We start from the raw sequence: 16356 nt of genomic DNA on the forward strand, positions 1-16356 counted from the left end.
GACGGCGGGCCCCCACCTGAGGGTGGGGGCCCGCCGTCGTTAATGCGTGCGGGTGGGTGGGGATCAGGCCTTGGCCAGGCCTGTGCGGGCCATGGCATCCGCGTACGCGGTGTGCATCTCCGCCAGGTACTCTTCCTGCCGGGCCGGAGTGCCGGCGAATGCCCGGCCGCTGAGTGAGCGGACCTTGTAGGTCTTCAGGCCGCGGCGCCAGATCATGGGCACTTCGGTCTTGAGCAGCAGGTTGGCCAGGCGGTTGGCCTCGGTGCCGTGGGCCACGATCACGGAGGCGCGGGGCACGAGGGCCAGGAACTTCAGCAGCGGCTTGAGGCCTGCGGAAATCTGGTCCGGCGTGAATTTGCCGTTGGGCTCGCCGGGGACGTACCACGGGTGGACGTTCCACGGCATGACGAATTCGGGGCGCAGGCCCAGCTTCCACTGGATTCCCAGCATGCGGGTGGCCGCCTCGTCTTCGCCGGCGGTGATGAAGCCTGACGCATCCGCGGTGCCGATGTTGGAGTACAGGCTGATGATGCGGCACTCATCGACGTCGTGCATGGGGTCCACGTAGGGGACAGTGGTGCCAGCCTTGGTTGCCTGGAGAGCGTCAAGGAGCTCGTTGACGGGGGCAATGCTAGGTTCGTACCGGCGGCTCAGGAGCTCTTCGCGGAAATTTTCGGTGGCCAGGGCTGTCATATGTTGCTGGGTCTCCTGCGGGATTGGCAAAGCAGCCACACCGGATGCGAACACGCCGAATACCGGGCATGCGGAGCAATGGTGTGGTTTGAAAATGTGGTGTGGACCGATTCCTGGTCGATCCTTATCAGTCTATCAAGCCCTGCGAAATGCGGCGCCGGCCCCGGCCTGGGCTACCAGAGCCGCTTGGTGGCGCGGCGTGCCCCTTCGCTGAGGGCCTCCAGCTTGGCGTACGCAATTTGCGGATGCACCCTGCCGCCCAGCCCGCAATCTGTGGAAGCAATCACATTTTGACGCCCCACGAGGTCCGCGAAGCGCACGATCCGGTCGGCCACGAGGTCCGGGTGCTCCACGACATTGGTGGCGTGCGAGACGACGCCCGGGATGATGACCTTCCCCTCGGGCAGCAACGCGCCCTCCCAGACGCGCCATTCGTGCTCGTGCCGGACGTTGGCCGCCTCGAACGAGTAGCCGCCGGCATTGATCTGCAGGACTGAGTCGACGATGTTCGCGAAGGGGATGTCCGTGGTGTGCGGGCCGTGCCAGGAACCCCAGCAGACATGCAGCCGGATCTGCTCCTGGGGAAGATCGCGCAGCGCCCAGTTTGTTGCTTCGACCCGGAGCTGGATGAACTTCAGGTAGTCAGCCAGGCTCGGCTCGGGGTTGATCTGGTCCCAGCTCTCGGCCAGGGAGGGGTCGTCGAGCTGGACCGTCAGGCCGGCGTCGATGATGGCTTTGTATTCCTCACGCATCGCGTCGGCACAGGCGTAAAGGAGTTCCTCGTCGCTCCGGTAGTACTCGTTGGCCACGCGGGCGCATGAGCCGGGGGAGAGGGAAGCGACGAATCCCTCGGTCAGCCCAGCCGCGGCCAGGCCGGTCTTGAGGTTGGCAATGTCCGAAGCCACGAGTTTTTGGCCGGTGTACGTCAGCGGCCCCGCGATCTTCGGCTGCGTGACGGCCTTGCGGTGGGCCAGGATTCCGGAGGAGGGGTCGTTGTAGGCGTCGTCGAACTTCAGCCGGTCCCGGCGGTCGGGGAAGGAGGTCAGGACGATGTGGCCCGGCGAGGAACGGTGCACCTTGGCGTCGGCCCAGCGGTCCACGTCGGTCGGCACCAGTCCGCCCAGCCGGGAGAAGGAGTAATTCCACCAGGCGCCGTAGTCCACGGAGCTGGACATCGTGTGCCCGTACTCGCCGTCATTGGGGATGTCGATGCCCAGATCCTTTTGGCGCTGGACGACGTCGGCCACCGAGGTTTCGAGCAGGTCCAGGAATTCGGGCGTGATGCCGTCGGTTTCCCTGGCCTCGTTCGCGGCGATCAGCTCGGGCGTGCGGGGCAACGAGCCGGCATGGGTCACGCGGATGTGGTCGCTGTTCTGGGACCCGCTGTTCCGGGACATGGCACGTTTCCTTTCGGCGCTCGGGATCCTCACTCCCACTCAATTCCACTCCGGGCGCTCCCGCAAGTGGTGCCCGCTATGTGTCGGGCCACTTGGTGAAAGATGCAGCTATCCGCGCCCTCGAACTCCCCGGCGGGCAGCTCTTTGATCCGTCCGGGATGGGGTGCCCGTTCAAGGACTGGGTGGAAGTGCCTGTGGCCTCCGCGGAGGCGTGGCCCTCACTCGCGGAAGCCGCCCTGGCGTTCCCCACAAGCTTGCTGACACGTCCAAACAAGGACCCAAAGCCATGCCGGTGACCGTTTTCGGCTAAACTTGGGTGGTAAGAGCCCCGGAACTCTAGCGTTGGGTAAGAGCACAGCGGTAGATTCGGGGCATTCTCATGAACGGCGCTGAGCTGTGGCGACCACCTGGTGGATCACACGGAGTTCGGCCCGAACGAATGGGGGAGGATCCCATGCCAGCAATCGTGATCGTCGGAGCCCAATGGGGCGACGAAGGCAAAGGTAAGGCCACTGACCTGCTTGGCGGCCGCGTCGACTATGTCGTCAAGCCCAACGGCGGTAACAACGCCGGGCACACCGTCGTCGTGGGCGGTGAGAAGTATGAGCTCAAGCTCCTTCCGGCCGGCATCCTGAGCCCGAACGCGATTCCGATCATCGGCAACGGCTGTGTGGTGAACCTGGAAGCCCTGTTCCAGGAGATCGACGGACTGGAGGCCCGCGGCGCGGACACGTCCAAACTGCGTGTCTCCGCCAACGCGCACCTCGTGGCGCCCTATCACCAGGTCCTGGACAAGGTCACCGAGCGTTTCCTCGGCAGCCGCGCCATCGGCACCACCGGCCGCGGCATCGGCCCCGCCTACATGGACAAGGTGGCGCGACTCGGGATCCGCGTGCAGGACGTCTTTGACGCCTCGATCCTGCGCCAGAAGGTGGAGGGCTCGCTGCGCCAGAAGAACGAACTTCTGGTCAAGGTCTACAACCGCCGCGACATCGAGGTGGACGAGATCGTGGAGTACTTCCTGTCCTTCGCCGAGCGTCTGCGCCCGCTGGTCATCGACAGCACCTATGTCCTGAACACCGCCCTGGACGAGGGCAAGGTGGTCCTCATGGAGGGCGGTCAGGCCACGTTCCTGGACGTTGACCACGGCACGTACCCGTTCGTGACGTCCTCGAACCCCACCGCGGGCGGCGCCTCCGTGGGCTCGGGCATCGGCCCCACGCGGATCTCGCGTTCCATCGGCATCATCAAGGCGTACACCACCCGCGTGGGCGCAGGTCCGTTCCCCACGGAACTGTTCGATGAGATGGGCATGTACCTGCAGAAAACCGGTGGTGAGTTCGGCGTCAACACCGGCCGGCCGCGCCGCTGCGGCTGGTACGACGCCGTCCTGGCGCGCCATGCCTCCCGCGTCAACGGCTTCACGGACTACTTCGTCACCAAGCTGGACGTCCTGACGGGCATCGAGCAGATCCCGGTCTGCGTGGCGTACGACGTCGACGGCGTGCGGCACGACGAAATGCCCATGACCCAGACCGAGTTCCACCACGCCAAGCCGATCTTCGAATACTTCGAAGGCTGGACCGAGGACATCACGGGCGCCCGCACCCTGGAGGACCTGCCGGAAAACGCCCGGAACTACGTCCTTGCCCTGGAAAAGCTCTCCGGCACGCGGTTCTCCGCGATCGGCGTCGGCCCGGACCGCGACCAGACGATCGTGGTCAACGATCTCATCAACGACTAGCACCGGCTGACGCTCTAACTGGCGCACGACGGCGGCGGGCCACCCTGGAAAGGGCGGCCCGCCGTCGCAGTTAAGTCGCCTTGTCCGGCAGCGCTATGCCTCCCGGAGCTGGTATCCGACAATGCAATGTATTGCATATTTGTTGTTCACCCAGCCGTTTCCCACCGCGAGCGAAGGACCGACGATGGCCATCACCGATTTTGAGCGCTACCCCCTGATGTTTGGACCGAGTCCCGTCCACCCGCTGCCGCGGCTTAGCGCGCACTTGGGCGGGGCCACGATCTGGGCGAAGCGGGAGGACGTCAACAGCGGCCTCGCGTTCGGCGGCAACAAGACCCGCAAGCTGGAGTACTTTGTCCCGGAAGCCCTGGCGCAGGGCGCGGACACCCTGGTCTCAATTGGCGGCTACCAGTCCAACCACACCCGCCAGGTCGCGGCGGTGGCCGCGAAACTCGGCCTCAAGGCCCGCCTGGTTCAGGAAAACTGGGTCGACTGGCCGGATCCGCTGTCCGACCGCGTGGGCAACATCCTGCTCTCGCGCATCATGGGCGCCGACGTCCGGCTGGAGAGTGCCGGCTTTGACATCGGTATCCGCAGCAGCTGGGAAAACGCGATCGAGGAGGTCAAGGCTGCCGGCGGCAAGCCGTACGCGATCCCGGCCGGCGCGTCCGACCACAGGCTGGGCGGGCTGGGCTTTGCCAACTGGGCCTACGAGGTGGAGGAGCAGGAGCGCGAGCTCGGCATCTTCTTCGACACGATCATCGTCTGCACCGTCACGGGCTCCACCCATGCCGGGATGATCGCGGGTTTTGCCGGCCAGGACAAACCACGCCGCGTGATCGGCATCGATGCGTCGGCGACCCTGACGAAGACCCGCGACCAGGTTGAACGCATTGCCCGGAACACCGCCGAGCTGATCGGCCTGGGCCGGGAACTCCGTGACGACGAAATCAACGTCATGGAGGGCTGGGCCGGGGACCGCTATGGAATTCCCGTCGACTCCACCCTGGAAGCCATCCGCCTGGGTGCCTCGCTCGAAGCCATGATCACTGACCCCGTCTACGAGGGCAAGTCCCTGGCAGGACTGATCGACCTCGTGACAAGCCGGGACATTCCGGCCGGGAGCAACGTTCTTTACGCACACCTGGGTGGCCAGATCGCCCTCAATGCCTACAGCGGACTCTTCCGGTCCTGACGCGGCGCACGGCGGCGGCGGGTTCCCTGACGGGGACCCGCCGCCGCCGTCGTTAAGCCCCGGCAACACCGGCCCAAAAAAGAAATCAAGAAATTTCTGATTGGTGCGTAACCTTTCGGGCCCGCCCAGCGATTACCTCTTTGTAAGCGCCGCCGGAGCCTTGGACCCCCCACCAGGCACCGGCTGTCCTTCCACCGTAAGTGCCGACCGGCGCCTTCCCCCCATCTGGTCTCCGGTCGGCCCTTTACCGTAAGCGCTTGCCGGCGCCTGCCCCCATGGGCGCCGGCCAGCCTTTTCTGGCGAGAGTGGGCTGTCGACTGCCCCCAAGAGGCCTCAGCCCGCCTTCCACCAAAAAACAAAGGATGTACGTCTGTAATGAAGAGTGTTAGCAAGACCACCAAGATTGCTGTCGGCGCCGCCATCCTGGCAGTCGGAGGTTTCTCCGGCATCGGACTGGCCAATGCGGCCCAGATGTCCAGCACCGAGCAGACTGAAGTGAACCACGCTACGCCCGCCACTCCAGCTGTCCCGGCCACACCTACGCTCCCGGCAAAGCCGGCCGTCCCCGCAGTTCCGGCCGCGCCGTCGACTGACGGCAAGGCCAAGGGCGACGCCGATGTGGACGGCACCGAGGGTGCCGTCGACGGCTCCGTTGATTCAAAGAAGGGCGCCACTGTCAAGGGTGCTGCCGGTGAGGCACGCGCCAACGCCAACGTCAACGCCGCAGTTCCGGCGACCCGGGCTATCCCCGCGGTTCCCGGCGCCAATGGCGTCCCGGCCACCCAGGCCGTTCCGGCCCAGCCGTCCGTCGAGCTGCCCCAGCACGACAAGTAGTATCCGGCTGTTTAGCCTGGACCCGTCACGGGTCTGAAAGCAAGGAGGGAGCCCTCATTTTGAAGGGCTCCGGGGTGCGGCCGCTAGACTTACGGGGGCCGCACCCCAGCAGTAACGGAAGGACAGCTTCTTGGCACAGCAGCTAAGCGACGACGAATTGTCAGCCGCTTTAGCTGGTGACCCATCAGGTTTCAGCGCGGTGTACGCTGTCATTTCCCCTGCCGTGCTGGGCTACTTCCGGGCCCGGGGCGTGGACGACGCCGAGGCCCTGACCCAAGACGTGTTCGTGGACGTCCTGCCGAAACTGGCCGGCGTCAGCGGCGGCCACAAGGGCCTGCGGACGTTCATTTTCTCCGTCGCCCACGCCCGGCTGGTCGACTACAGGCGGCGGGCAGAACGCACGCCGCACCTAGCCGAGTACGACCCCCTGACCGACGCGCGGTACTCGGCATCAGCCGAGGACGAGGTGCTCGGATCCCTGGGCGGTATCTCGGACACTCTCGCGAGGCTCAATGAGGAGCAACGGGAAGTTCTGGTCCTGCGGATCGTCGCAGACCTTTCCATCGAACAGGTGGCCGGCATCATGGACAAGACGCCGGGTGCCATCAAACAGCTTCAGCGCCGCGGGCTCAGTGCCCTGCGCGAACTCGTAACCGAAAAGGACCACGCAGCATCATGACCGGCACCCGCGACCCCCAGCAGGATGGCAGCATCCAGACCATGCTGAGCGACTCCGGCCTCGAAGCCGCGGCCGAGCTCCGGAGCGCGCTCGAACAGCTCCGCGCCGTGATCCCGGATGCGGCTCCGGCGCCCCGCGCCGACCTCGCGGCACTGCTTGCCGCCGGAGTAGCCCGTTCAGCCGCCCCTGTCTCAGCCGCGACGACGGCGCTGCCCGCGGTCGCGTCCGCCAAGGATGCCGCCGATGAATCGCTGCCGACCGGGGTCACGAGCCTCGCCGAGCGCCGCGGCCGAAAGCGTCGGCTGGCAATCGTCGGTGGCGCCGTCGTGGGTGCCATGACCCTTGGTGCCGGCGCCGTGGCGGCATCCAGCGAGGACTTCCGGCACAGTGTCAGCCAGAGCGTCGGCGTCATCTTCCAGTCCCCGGGGCACGGCACTCCGGCCCCCGAGCATGTCCAGCCGTCGCCGTCCTCGGTCCCGGTCTTCCCTGCACCTGCCGCGACGTCGCCGGCAGGAACTCCCGGGGCTGCCCCATCCAGCACTGCAGCTACTGGCGCGGGATCGGACGGCGACGAGGACTCGGACAAGAAGGCCGGACGCAAGCAGCGCACCACGCCGCCCGCCGTCGGGCGTGACGGTATCCTGCCGAGGCCGAGCCAACGGCCGGGGCTGCCGGCGCCCGGCCTCCCGGGCCGGGGCGCGGACCGGGGTCTTCCCTCGGATCCGGTGCCGGCGCCGACCTTTCCCGGTTTGCTTCCCACGCCCCCCGGCCAGCCCTAGACCGCCTTCTAACCCAGTTGCGCTATCACTTAGGGCTGTTCTGAGCGGTGGGAACGACCCTAAGTGATAGCGCAACAGGTGGGTTGGCGGGTGACGGGTGCTGTTGGGCCTGCCGCTTTTAGGCCAGGACCTGCCGCTTGGAGGAGATGACGCCGGTGTCGAAGCCGGCCAGGTGCAGGCCGCCGTGGAACCGGGCATGCTCAATCTTCACGCAGCGGTCCATCACGACGTCGAGCCCGGCGGCTTCGGCCTCTTTGGCCACGTCCTCATGCCAGGAGCCCAGTTGCAGCCAGAGGGTCTTGGCGCCGGCGGCGATGGCCTCGTCCAGGACGCCCGGCAGGTCACCGTGCTTGCGGAACACGTCCACAATGTCCGGGCTTTCCGGCAGATCCGCCAGCGACGCGTACGTCGGCTGACCCAGGATTTCCTTCACCAACGGGTTCACGAAGTAGACCTTGTACCGGGTGGAGGACTGCAGGTAGGTGGCCACGAAATAGCTCGCGCGCGACGGCTTGTCCGAAGCGCCCACGATCGCGATCGACTTCGCCTGCCGCAGCAGGTTCAGGCGCTCCGGCGCCGAGGGCCCGGTCCAGGTCCGTTCTTCAACAGTCATCAGTTCGCTCCGATCGTGCAGGCTTCAGCCTCTGCTGTGTCCAAGCCGCGGGCGGATGCATCCGAGGCTGCCTCCCGGGACGCCGCGTCCAGGGCCTGATCAAGGTCCCAGAGGATGTCGTCGATGTCTTCCAACCCGATCGAGATGCGGACCAGGTCCTCGGGGACGCCGGCGGATTCGAGCTGTTCGGGGTTGAGCTGCTGGTGGGTGGTGGACCCGGGGTGGATGACCAGGGTCCGGGAGTCGCCCACATTGGCCAGGTGCGAGGCCAACTGCAGGGACTCGATGAACTTCTGGCCCGCGGCACGGCCGCCCTTGACGCCGAAGGAGAAGACCGAGCCAGGACCCAGCGGCAGGTACTTCTTGGCCCGCTCGAAGTGCGGGTGCGAAGGCAGGCCGGAGAAGTTCACGTAGGCCACGCGCTCGTCCGCCTCGAGCCATTCAGCCACGGCCTGCGCGTTCTTCAGGTGCTCGTCGAGGCGCTGGGGGAGCGTTTCGACGCCCTGCAGGAGCTGGAAGGCCGACTGCGGGGACAGTGCCGGGCCGATGTCGCGCAACTGTTCGCAACGCAGCTTTGTCAGGAAGCCGTACTCGCCGAAGTTGCCCCACCAGGACACATTTCCGTAGGAGGCCACCGGCTCCGTCATCGTGGGGAAGTTGCCGTTGCCCCAATCGAAGCGGCCGCTTTCGACGATCACGCCGCCCAGGGTGGTGCCGTGGCCGCCGAGGAACTTCGTGGCGGAGTGGATCACGATGTCCGCGCCGTGCTCGATCGGCCGCACGAGGTACGGCGTGCTCAAGGTGGCGTCGACGACGAGCGGGACGCCGGCGTCGTGCGCCACCTTCGCGAGGGCCGCAAGGTCCTGGACCTCCGAGGACGGGTTGGCCACCACCTCGACGAAGATCGCCTTGGTGTTTTCCCGGACTGCGGCGGCGTAGTCCGCCGGGTCGGTGCCGGGGACGAACGTTGTGTCCACGCCGAAGCGGCGCAGCGTGACGTCCAGCTGGGTCACCGTACCGCCGTAGAGCTGGGAGGCGGCGACGATGTGGTCCCCGGCCTGGGTGAGCGCGGCGAAAGTGATGAACTCCGCCGCCATGCCCGAAGACGTGGCCACGGCGCCGATGCCGCCCTCCAGGGAGGCGATGCGCTCCTCGAACGCGGCCACGGTGGGGTTGCCGATCCGGGAGTAGATGTTGCCGTATTTCTGCAGCGCGAAGAGGCTCGCGGCCTCCTGCGTGTCCTTGAACACGAAGGAGGTGGTCTGGTAGATCGGCACGGCACGGGCGCCGTGCTCGGCGTCGGGGGTGCCGCCGGCGTGCAGCGCGCGGGTGCGGAAACCGAACTTGCGCTCAGCCATTACGCAGCTACCTCAACGTTTGCCACCGGGGTCTGGGACAGGTCCAGCTCGATGCCGTTCTTGCGTGCCAGGTCCGCCTCGAGTTCGCGCACGATCGGCAGGACGTCCTGACCGAACACGGCGACTTCCTCCTGGAAATGCAGGTAGCCGGTGAGGAACAGGTTCACGCCGATCTTCTTGTACTCCACGATCCGCTCGGCGATCTGCTCCGGTGTGCCGATCAGCTGCGTCTTGAAGCCGTCGTTGTACTGGACCAGGTCCTCGAAGCTGGAGTCGGCCCACATGCCTTTGCCGTCCGTGGTGGACGCTCCGGCTTCCTGCACGGCGGCGCGGAACCCTTCGACGGCGGGCTTGTGCGCCTTCTCGACGATCTCGCGGAGGGTGTCGCGGGCTTCCTTTTCGGAATCACGGGCAATGACGAAGCCGTTGAGGCCAAACCTAGGAGAGGGGAGGGCGGGGAGGTGGGAGGAGCTCCGGGAGGGCAGCCCGGCGCCGCTCCCGCGCCCGGCAGCACGCCCGACTTCTCCTGCGGAGGCCACGACGCCGGCGATGTTCTCCTTGAACCCTTCGAGGTCCTTGCCGTTGGAGAAGTACCAGTCGGCCACGCGGCCGGCAGTGGCCTGCGCGGCTGTGGAGTTGCCGCCAAAGAAGATCTCCGGGTGTGCCCGGCCCGGCACGTCCACCGGGGCCGGGTTCAGGGTGAAATCGGTGATGTTGTAGTACTTGCCGGACTGGCTGTATTCCTGCTCGGTCCACAGCCCGCGGAGGACCTTGATGAATTCCTCGGTGCGGACATAGCGCTCGTCGTGCTCGAGCCATTCGAGCCCAAAGTTGGTGAATTCGTCCTTGAGCCAGCCGGAGACGATGTTCACTGCGGCGCGGCCGTTGGAGATGTGGTCCGCGGTGATGATGTACTTCGCCAGCACGCCGGGGTGCCACATGCCCGGATGGACGGCGGAGATCACTTTGAGGCGCTCGGTGGCGGCCAGCAGCGCCAGGCTGAACGAGGTGGCCTCGTGCTGCTTGTCCGCGCCGTAGGAGGCGGCGTACCGGGTTTGGGTCAGGGCGTATTCGAAGCCGGAGTTTTCCGCGATCCTGGCCAGCTTCTTGTTGTACTCGAAGTCCCAGCCGGTGCGCTGTTCGATGGTGGAAACCACCAGGCCGCCGGAAACGTTGGGAACCCAGTAGGCGAACTTGAGCGGTTCGGAAAGACGGGCGACGCTGCTGATGTCAGTCATGGGTGTTCCTTACTTCTGGGGTGTTGTTGCGTTCGCGCAGCACATCCTGGATGCCCGCGATGGATGGTTCGTTCTGGAGCGACGTGGTGTCCCCAAGCGCGGTTCCTTCGAACAGCTGGGTCAGCAGCCGGCGCATGATCTTGCCGCTGCGGGTCTTGGGCACATCGGGAACGACGACGACGTCGCGCGGCTTGGCGATCGGCCCGATCTGCTTAGCGACGTGCGCCTTCAATTCGGACGCGATGTCCTCGGTAGCCGCCGAATCCTTCAGCACGACAAACGCCACGATGGCATGCCCGGTCTTTGGGTCCGCGACCGGGCAGACGCCCGCTTCCACCACGTCCGGATGGGAGACGAGCGCCGACTCGATCTCGATCGTGGAGAGCAGGTGCCCTGAGACGTTGAGGGTGTCATCTACCCGCCCGAGGATCCAGATGTCTCCGTCGTCGTCATACTTGGCGCCATCACCGGCGAGGAACCAGCCCTGTTCGGCGTATTGACGCCAGTACGAATCGAAGTAGCGGCGCGGGTTCCCCCAGACTGTCCGCGCGATCGCGGGGCCGGGGGAGTCCACCACGATGAAACCCTGGACGCCCGGCGGAACCGCATTGCCGGCGTCGTCCACGATGCGCGTGCTGACCCCGGGCAGCGGACGGGCCGCGCAGCCGGGCTTGAACGCGGTGTCCGTCGGTGCGGGGGAGAGGATGGTGGCGCCGGTTTCGGACTGCCACCAGGTGTCCACCACCGGGGCGGTGCCGGCGCCGATGTTGGCCCGGAACCAGCGCCAGGCCTCGGGGTTGATGGCCTCGCCCACCGTGCCGAGGAGACGGATGGAGGAGAGATCGTACGTGTCGGGGACGCCGTCCGGGAACCAGCCCATCAGGGAGCGCACCAGGGTGGGCGCGGTGTAGTACTGCGTGACGCCGTAGCGTTCGATGATCTCAAAGTGCCGGCCCGGGTGCGGGGTGTTGGGTGTTCCCTCGAAAATGACCTGCGTGGCGCCGTTGGAGAGCGGGCCGTAGAGCTCGTAGGTGTGCGCGGTGACCCAGGCGAGGTCGGCCGTGCACCAGTGCACGTCCTTCTCCCGCAGCGCGGGGTCCGGGTTGCTGAACAGGTGCTCGAAGCTCCACGACGCCTGCGCGAGGTAGCCACCGGAGGTGTGGACCAGGCCCTTGGGCTTCCCGGTAGTGCCGGAGGTGTACATGATGAACAGCGGCGTCTCGGCGTCGAACGGTTCGGCTACGTGGACGTCGGAAGCTGTCCCGACGGCGTCGTGCCACCACACATCGCGGCCCGCGGTCATCGGGACGGTCCCGAGTTCGTCCGCCGGAGTGGTCCTGTTGACCACCAGGACGTGCTCGATGGCGTTGTCGCCGGAGACGGCGGCATCCGCGTTGTCCTTGACCGGCACCGCGGCGCCGCGGCGGAACTGTCCGTCGGTGGTGACCAGGAGTTTGGCGCCGGTGTCCTCCACACGGAACTTCAAGGCCTCGGCGGAGAAGCCGCCGAAGACCAGGGAATGGATGGCGCCGATGCGGGCCACGGCGAGGGTGATGATCACGGTTTCGGGGATGACCGGGAGGTAGATGACCACGCGGTCGCCCTTGGTGATGCCGAGGTCCAGGAGGGCATTGGCGGCCTTGGACACCTCGCGCTGGAGGCCGGCGTAGGTGACGGCACGGCGGTCACCGGGCTCGCCCTCGAAGTGCAGGGCCACCTTGTCTCCCCGCCCAGCCGCTACATGGCGGTCGACGCAGTTGTAGGCGACATTGAGCCTGCCGCCCTCGAACCAGGTGATCTGCGGGCCGGTGCCGGCCTCGACGTCGGCCGGGATGCGGCGGTGCGCGGTGTGCCAGGGCTTGCCGCCGATGTCGTTACTGAGGGCACCGTCGGCCGGTGCCGCCCAGTCGAGGCGCAGGGCCTGTTCTTCCCAGAAGGAAACCGTGTCGGCCACTGCCGTCGCGGCGGTGTGCTGCTTGGGGGTGGTGCTGCGGTGACGCGCCGGTCCGTCGGTGGGGGCGCCGTGCACTGCGCCGTCCGTGGGCTCGGTCAGGGACCATCCCGACGAGCCGCGAGAGGAACCGGGCGCGTCACGCAGCCCTGCTTCGTTCGCCGTCGCGTCCGAAGTGGTTTGTGGGGTTGCCTCGGACGCAGTCCGGGCAAAGGTGGGCAGGGCGGAAGAATTCTCAGGGGTCATGGCAGCACTCCATCGGTCCTGGCAGTAGCACCCTTGGTTCCTCTGGTTTCCCTCGAATTCAATCGAAAGTGAGCGGAACAGTTCCGTGGGAATGGTCGTCTCACGTCACCGGGGTTGCTGCGGCTTCATCGATCCAGGTCTCTCGGCCGCTCGGGATGGTCACTACCTACTAGAACCGAGATGCACGATTCCACAAAATCCGCGTCTCACGCGTTGTAATATTCGTTCACGGCGGCGCCCGGCGCCGCGAAATCGTTCATTTATTCGACGATTGTCCAAAAAAGTCGCAGGAGTAAGGTTAATGCATGGCCCACGTTAACGATCCGGCAGTCATTGACCGCCTCATGCGAACCAAAGGCACGTGGGCGGTGGTCGGCCTGACCACCAACGAATGGCGCTCGGCGTACGACGTCTCCCTGTATATCCGTGACCGGATGGGTATGGAAATCATTCCGGTCAACTTGCCCGGAGACGACGTCCATGGCGAGAAGGGGTACCGCTCCCTGACGGAGATTCCCGCGGCGAAACACCCGATCGACGTCGTGGACTGCTTCGTCAACTCCCACAAGGTGGGGGCCGTCATAGACGAGGCCATTGCCGTAGGCGCCAAGGCCGTCTGGCTGCAACTGGGCGTCTTCGACGACGCCGCGGCGGAGCGTGCCAAGGCCGCCGGGCTGGACGTCGTCGTGAACGAGTGCCCCGCCCGCGAAGGGTGGCGCGTGGGCCTCTAGCGGAGTCGGTGGTGCTGGCCGCGGCCCGGGAGCTCGACGCCGGTGCGGATCAGGACCTGGAACTCACCCCGGAGCAGCGCTACATCCGCGGCGAGATCGCGGTGGAAAAGGCCCAGCTGCTGGTGCCCGAGCTCGTCCAGTCCGCGGCCCAGCAGCTCTTCGACGTGACCGGGGCATCCGCCACGTCGAAGTCCAAGTCGCTGGACCGGCACTGGCGCAACGCCCGGACCGTGGCCACCCACAACCCGGCCGTGTTCAAGGCCCGCACCGTGGGCGATTACGAAGTCAACGGCACCACTCCCGAAGGGCTGCACAGCATCGGCGATGCCCGCACTGCCGGGTAGACCGCAGCCGGATAGGCTCGTGTCATGGACGTTGCCACCCTCCGCGAGATCTGCCTGAGCTTCCCGGGCGCCTTTGAGGACTTTCCGTTCGGCCCGGAGACATCCGTGTTCAAAGTGCGCTCTGCCGTGGCGGGTGGCGCGCGGCAGGACGCCAAGATGTTCGCGTTATCCGCCATGGACCCGACGGACTGGTCCGTGAGCCTCAAATGCGAGCCGGCCCTGGCCGAACAGCTGCGGGCCATCCACCCGGAAATCTCCGGCGCCTGGCATATGAACAAGACGCACTGGAACGGGGTCCGGCTGGACGGATCGCTGCCGGACGACATGATCCGGGACATGGTGGAGGATTCCTATGACCTGGTGGTCGCATCGCTCAGCCGAAAACAGCGGGAGCAGCTGGGCTGGGCAGGGCTCGCCCGGGGCCAAGGCACATGAGCGGCGGCCCTGACGCCGGCGGCATCGCGGGGGCCGGGCTGAACTATCCGGGCATTGGCTCCACCGAGCACGGGCAGGCTCCGGAAGGCTTTCCCTGCCTGGTGTCCCAGACTTACCTGGGCGATGGCCTGGCACTGTACCGGAGGGTGGCACAGGGGATTCTTTCCTGGCAGCTGCAGAAACGCTCCGGGCTGCGGATCCGCACCGACTCCGACGCCGTCGTGCCCGGTGCGCGCGTGGTGAGCGGATTCGGCGTCGGGCCCTTCCGGATCAACGCGCCCTGCGAGGTGGTGTGGGTGCGCCGGCCGGTGCCCGGCGACGGGCCCCAACGTGCCGGGTTCGGGTACGGCACGCTGCCCGGCCATCCCGTGCGGGGCGAGGAAGCCTTCGAAGTGGAGATCGACGCCGCGGGGCGGGTGTTCCTCAAAATCACGGCCTTCAGCAGGCCGTCCAACTGGTTCTACGCGGCCGGCAGCGCCCTCGCGGGACGTGCACAACGGCATGTCACTTCCCGATACATTGGGAGTGCACACGAACTGGCCGCAGGTGAAAGCTGAGCAGGAGCAGGTGGATGCTGGAACAGACAACCCTTGACCAATTGTGGAACTTCGACGACCCCGCCGGATCGGAAGCCCGTTTCCGGGCGGCCGCCGCAGATGACAGCTATGACGCCGACGAACGCGCCGAACTCACCGCCCAGCTGGGCCGGGCCATCGGGCTGCAGGGCCGCTACGAGGAAGCCGACGCGCTGCTGGATTCGATCGATGCCGACGAGCCCACCGTGGCCGTCCGGGTGCTGCTGGAACGCGGCCGGGTGCTCAATTCCAGCGGGCACGGGGCGATGGCCGTGCCGCTCTTTGAGCAGGCGGCAGAACTGGCGGACCACCTGGGCGAGGAATTCCTGGCCGTGGACGCGCTGCACATGCTCGCCATTGCCGACTCGGCGCACGCCGAGACCTGGACCCGGAGCGCCCTGGAGTATGCCTCGACGGTCCACGACGAGCGGACCAAGCGGTGGGTGGTCTCGCTGCACAACAACCTCGGCTGGACGCTGCACGACGCCGGCCGCTGCACCGAGGCAATGGTGGAGTTCCAGCTCGCCGAGCAGTGGGCCGACCGGATCGGCACCCCGCGGCAGCAGGAACTTGCCCGCGAGGCCATCAAGGCCTGCTGGCCGCCTGCAAGAATGGAACCTCCGGAATTTCGAATGAAAGGCAACAGCTCGTGATCTTCATCGTCGTCAAATTCAAGGTCAAGCCGGACTGGTCCGAGCGCTGGCTGGGACTCGTGGACGATTTCACCCGGGCCACCCGCCAGGAGCCAGGGAACCTCTGGTTCGACTGGTCCCGCAGCGTGGAGGATCCCAATGAATTCGTCCTCGTTGAGGCCTTCAAGGACGACGCCGCCGGAGACCACGTGAACAGCGCCCACTTCAAGCAGGCCATGGCGGACATGCCCCAGGCCCTGGCCGAAACTCCCCGGATCATCAGCCGCCAGCTCGACGGCGAAGGCTGGGACCGGATGGGCGAACTCACCATCTAACCGGCGTCGATTGCTCCGTAGACGCCATTTTGAGGCCTCAAAACGGCGGTGGGCCCACGCTGGCAGGGTTCCCTGGCCGAGCTTGCGAGGCGAGGGAGCCGGTGGGGAGCAATGGATAGGCTTATGGCATGTGGATCGGATGGATCGAATTCGACATCCTTCTGGGCGACGTTCACAGCCTCAAGGAGAAGCGCTCCGTGGTGCGGCCGCTGCTGGCGGAGCTGAAGCGGCGCTTTGATGTCTCCGTGGCCGAGGTCGGGGACCACGAACAGCACCGGCGCACGCAGTTGGGCGCCGGCCTGGTGGCAGCCGACCGGGGACACGTCGTGGAGGTGCTGACCGCCGTCGAACGCTTCGTGGCAGCCCGGCCCGAACTCGAACTCCTCAGCGCACGGCAGCGGGAACTCCGCAGCGACGACTAACCCCGTCGATTGCTCCGTAGCCGCCCTTTTGAGGTTCATTCGGGTGGGCTCGGATTCGCCGCAGGCCTTCCGGAACCGGAGCTAAACGTGCCGATCATCGACGATGCGGGAACGCGGCACCACGAACCCGACTTGGCCTATCGGAAATACAGAAT

At 66.4% G+C, this 16356-nt stretch carries 18 protein-coding genes; 12 read left to right on the forward strand and 6 right to left on the reverse strand.

Annotated elements, in window-relative coordinates:
• Window positions 1-63: 63 nt before the first annotated feature.
• Window positions 64-693, reverse strand: a complete 630-nt coding sequence (locus LQV16_RS19880; RefSeq protein ID WP_229995600.1) for a uracil-DNA glycosylase — start codon at window positions 691-693, stop codon at window positions 64-66.
• A gap of 173 nt (window positions 694-866) precedes the next feature.
• Window positions 867-2090, reverse strand: a complete 1224-nt coding sequence (locus LQV16_RS19885; protein WP_229995601.1) for a cobalamin-independent methionine synthase II family protein — start codon at window positions 2088-2090, stop codon at window positions 867-869.
• Between the two features lie 454 nt (window positions 2091-2544).
• Here LQV16_RS19885 and LQV16_RS19890 point away from each other — a divergent pair, with 454 nt between their 5' ends.
• The 5 genes from LQV16_RS19890 (at window position 2545) to LQV16_RS19910 (ending at window position 7321) form a co-directional block, all read left to right on the forward strand.
• On the forward strand, window positions 2545-3834 hold the full coding sequence (locus tag LQV16_RS19890; RefSeq protein ID WP_018776133.1) for an adenylosuccinate synthase: 1290 nt from the start codon (window positions 2545-2547) through the stop codon (window positions 3832-3834).
• A 184-nt stretch (window positions 3835-4018) separates the two neighbouring features.
• Entirely contained in the window at window positions 4019-5029 is a 1011-nt protein-coding gene (locus tag LQV16_RS19895; RefSeq protein ID WP_229995602.1) for a 1-aminocyclopropane-1-carboxylate deaminase, read from the forward strand.
• A gap of 375 nt (window positions 5030-5404) precedes the next feature.
• Window positions 5405-5863, forward strand: coding sequence for a hypothetical protein (locus tag LQV16_RS19900; protein ID WP_229995603.1), 459 nt, complete (start codon window positions 5405-5407; stop codon window positions 5861-5863).
• A gap of 130 nt (window positions 5864-5993) precedes the next feature.
• Window positions 5994-6542, forward strand: coding sequence for an RNA polymerase sigma factor (locus LQV16_RS19905; protein WP_229995604.1), 549 nt, complete (start codon window positions 5994-5996; stop codon window positions 6540-6542).
• Window positions 6539-7321 carry a hypothetical protein gene (locus tag LQV16_RS19910; protein WP_229995605.1) on the forward strand — a complete coding sequence of 261 codons (783 nt, stop codon included), beginning with the start codon at window positions 6539-6541 and terminating at the stop codon, window positions 7319-7321. Before LQV16_RS19905 ends, LQV16_RS19910 begins: the two co-directional genes overlap by 4 nt.
• Before the next feature lie 118 nt (window positions 7322-7439).
• On the opposite strand, the gene LQV16_RS19915 is transcribed toward LQV16_RS19910, so the two are convergent.
• The 4 genes from LQV16_RS19915 to acs are packed head-to-tail and all read right to left on the reverse strand — an operon-like array spanning window position 7440 to window position 12727.
• Window positions 7440-7934 carry a CoA-binding protein gene (locus tag LQV16_RS19915; protein WP_229995606.1) on the reverse strand — a complete coding sequence of 165 codons (495 nt, stop codon included), beginning with the start codon at window positions 7932-7934 and terminating at the stop codon, window positions 7440-7442.
• The gene (locus LQV16_RS19920; protein WP_229995607.1) at window positions 7934-9292 is read right to left on the reverse strand and encodes an O-acetylhomoserine aminocarboxypropyltransferase/cysteine synthase family protein; all 1359 of its coding nucleotides are present in this window, start codon (window positions 9290-9292) and stop codon (window positions 7934-7936) included. Before LQV16_RS19920 ends, LQV16_RS19915 begins: the two co-directional genes overlap by 1 nt.
• Window positions 9292-10530, reverse strand: coding sequence for a dimethylsulfone monooxygenase SfnG (sfnG, locus tag LQV16_RS19925; RefSeq protein ID WP_229995608.1), 1239 nt, complete (start codon window positions 10528-10530; stop codon window positions 9292-9294). Before sfnG ends, LQV16_RS19920 begins: the two co-directional genes overlap by 1 nt.
• The gene (acs, locus tag LQV16_RS19930) at window positions 10523-12727 is read right to left on the reverse strand and encodes an acetate--CoA ligase (protein ID WP_229995609.1); all 2205 of its coding nucleotides are present in this window, start codon (window positions 12725-12727) and stop codon (window positions 10523-10525) included. The genes sfnG and acs overlap by 8 nt, the downstream gene beginning before the upstream one ends.
• A 305-nt stretch (window positions 12728-13032) precedes the next feature.
• Here acs and LQV16_RS19935 point away from each other — a divergent pair, with 305 nt between their 5' ends.
• From LQV16_RS19935 to LQV16_RS19965, 7 genes are all read left to right on the forward strand, one after another.
• Window positions 13033-13458, forward strand: coding sequence for a CoA-binding protein (locus LQV16_RS19935; RefSeq protein ID WP_229995610.1), 426 nt, complete (start codon window positions 13033-13035; stop codon window positions 13456-13458).
• 11 nt (window positions 13459-13469) lie between these two features.
• Window positions 13470-13802, forward strand: a complete 333-nt coding sequence (locus LQV16_RS19940; protein ID WP_356815842.1) for a hypothetical protein — start codon at window positions 13470-13472, stop codon at window positions 13800-13802.
• Window positions 13803-13826: 24 nt separating this feature from the next.
• On the forward strand, window positions 13827-14237 hold the full coding sequence (locus LQV16_RS19945; RefSeq protein WP_229995611.1) for an MmcQ/YjbR family DNA-binding protein: 411 nt from the start codon (window positions 13827-13829) through the stop codon (window positions 14235-14237).
• The gene (locus tag LQV16_RS19950; protein WP_229995612.1) at window positions 14234-14794 is read left to right on the forward strand and encodes a DUF1990 domain-containing protein; all 561 of its coding nucleotides are present in this window, start codon (window positions 14234-14236) and stop codon (window positions 14792-14794) included. The genes LQV16_RS19945 and LQV16_RS19950 overlap by 4 nt, the downstream gene beginning before the upstream one ends.
• A gap of 14 nt (window positions 14795-14808) precedes the next feature.
• Window positions 14809-15465 carry a hypothetical protein gene (locus LQV16_RS19955; RefSeq protein WP_229995613.1) on the forward strand — a complete coding sequence of 219 codons (657 nt, stop codon included), beginning with the start codon at window positions 14809-14811 and terminating at the stop codon, window positions 15463-15465.
• Entirely contained in the window at window positions 15462-15779 is a 318-nt protein-coding gene (locus tag LQV16_RS19960; protein ID WP_091564993.1) for a putative quinol monooxygenase, read from the forward strand. Before LQV16_RS19955 ends, LQV16_RS19960 begins: the two co-directional genes overlap by 4 nt.
• A 128-nt stretch (window positions 15780-15907) precedes the next feature.
• Window positions 15908-16201, forward strand: a complete 294-nt coding sequence (locus LQV16_RS19965) for a DUF503 domain-containing protein (RefSeq protein ID WP_229995614.1) — start codon at window positions 15908-15910, stop codon at window positions 16199-16201.
• Window positions 16202-16356: the final 155 nt, after the last annotated feature.

This window comes from Arthrobacter sp. Bi26 (genome assembly GCF_918697925.1).
Lineage (GTDB): Bacteria > Actinomycetota > Actinomycetes > Actinomycetales > Micrococcaceae > Arthrobacter.

Excerpts from the sequence above, each read along its gene's own strand:
- LQV16_RS19890 (WP_018776133.1), top strand. The coding sequence starts at position 2,545 with ATGCCAGCAATCGTGATCGTCGGAGCCCAATGGGGCGACGAAGGCAAA.
- LQV16_RS19900 (WP_229995603.1), top strand. The coding sequence starts at position 5,405 with ATGAAGAGTGTTAGCAAGACCACCAAGATTGCTGTCGGCGCCGCCATC.
- sfnG (WP_229995608.1), bottom strand. The coding sequence starts at position 10,530 with ATGACTGACATCAGCAGCGTCGCCCGTCTTTCCGAACCGCTCAAGTTC.
- LQV16_RS19945 (WP_229995611.1), top strand. The coding sequence starts at position 13,827 with ATGGACGTTGCCACCCTCCGCGAGATCTGCCTGAGCTTCCCGGGCGCC.
- LQV16_RS19955 (WP_229995613.1), top strand. The coding sequence starts at position 14,809 with ATGCTGGAACAGACAACCCTTGACCAATTGTGGAACTTCGACGACCCC.
- LQV16_RS19880 (WP_229995600.1), bottom strand. The coding sequence starts at position 693 with ATGACAGCCCTGGCCACCGAAAATTTCCGCGAAGAGCTCCTGAGCCGC.
- LQV16_RS19950 (WP_229995612.1), top strand. The coding sequence starts at position 14,234 with ATGAGCGGCGGCCCTGACGCCGGCGGCATCGCGGGGGCCGGGCTGAAC.
- LQV16_RS19895 (WP_229995602.1), top strand. The coding sequence starts at position 4,019 with ATGGCCATCACCGATTTTGAGCGCTACCCCCTGATGTTTGGACCGAGT.
- LQV16_RS19910 (WP_229995605.1), top strand. The coding sequence starts at position 6,539 with ATGACCGGCACCCGCGACCCCCAGCAGGATGGCAGCATCCAGACCATG.
- LQV16_RS19915 (WP_229995606.1), bottom strand. The coding sequence starts at position 7,934 with ATGACTGTTGAAGAACGGACCTGGACCGGGCCCTCGGCGCCGGAGCGC.
- LQV16_RS19920 (WP_229995607.1), bottom strand. The coding sequence starts at position 9,292 with ATGGCTGAGCGCAAGTTCGGTTTCCGCACCCGCGCGCTGCACGCCGGC.
- LQV16_RS19935 (WP_229995610.1), top strand. The coding sequence starts at position 13,033 with ATGGCCCACGTTAACGATCCGGCAGTCATTGACCGCCTCATGCGAACC.
- LQV16_RS19965 (WP_229995614.1), top strand. The coding sequence starts at position 15,908 with ATGTGGATCGGATGGATCGAATTCGACATCCTTCTGGGCGACGTTCAC.
- acs (WP_229995609.1), bottom strand. The coding sequence starts at position 12,727 with ATGACCCCTGAGAATTCTTCCGCCCTGCCCACCTTTGCCCGGACTGCG.
- LQV16_RS19885 (WP_229995601.1), bottom strand. The coding sequence starts at position 2,090 with ATGTCCCGGAACAGCGGGTCCCAGAACAGCGACCACATCCGCGTGACC.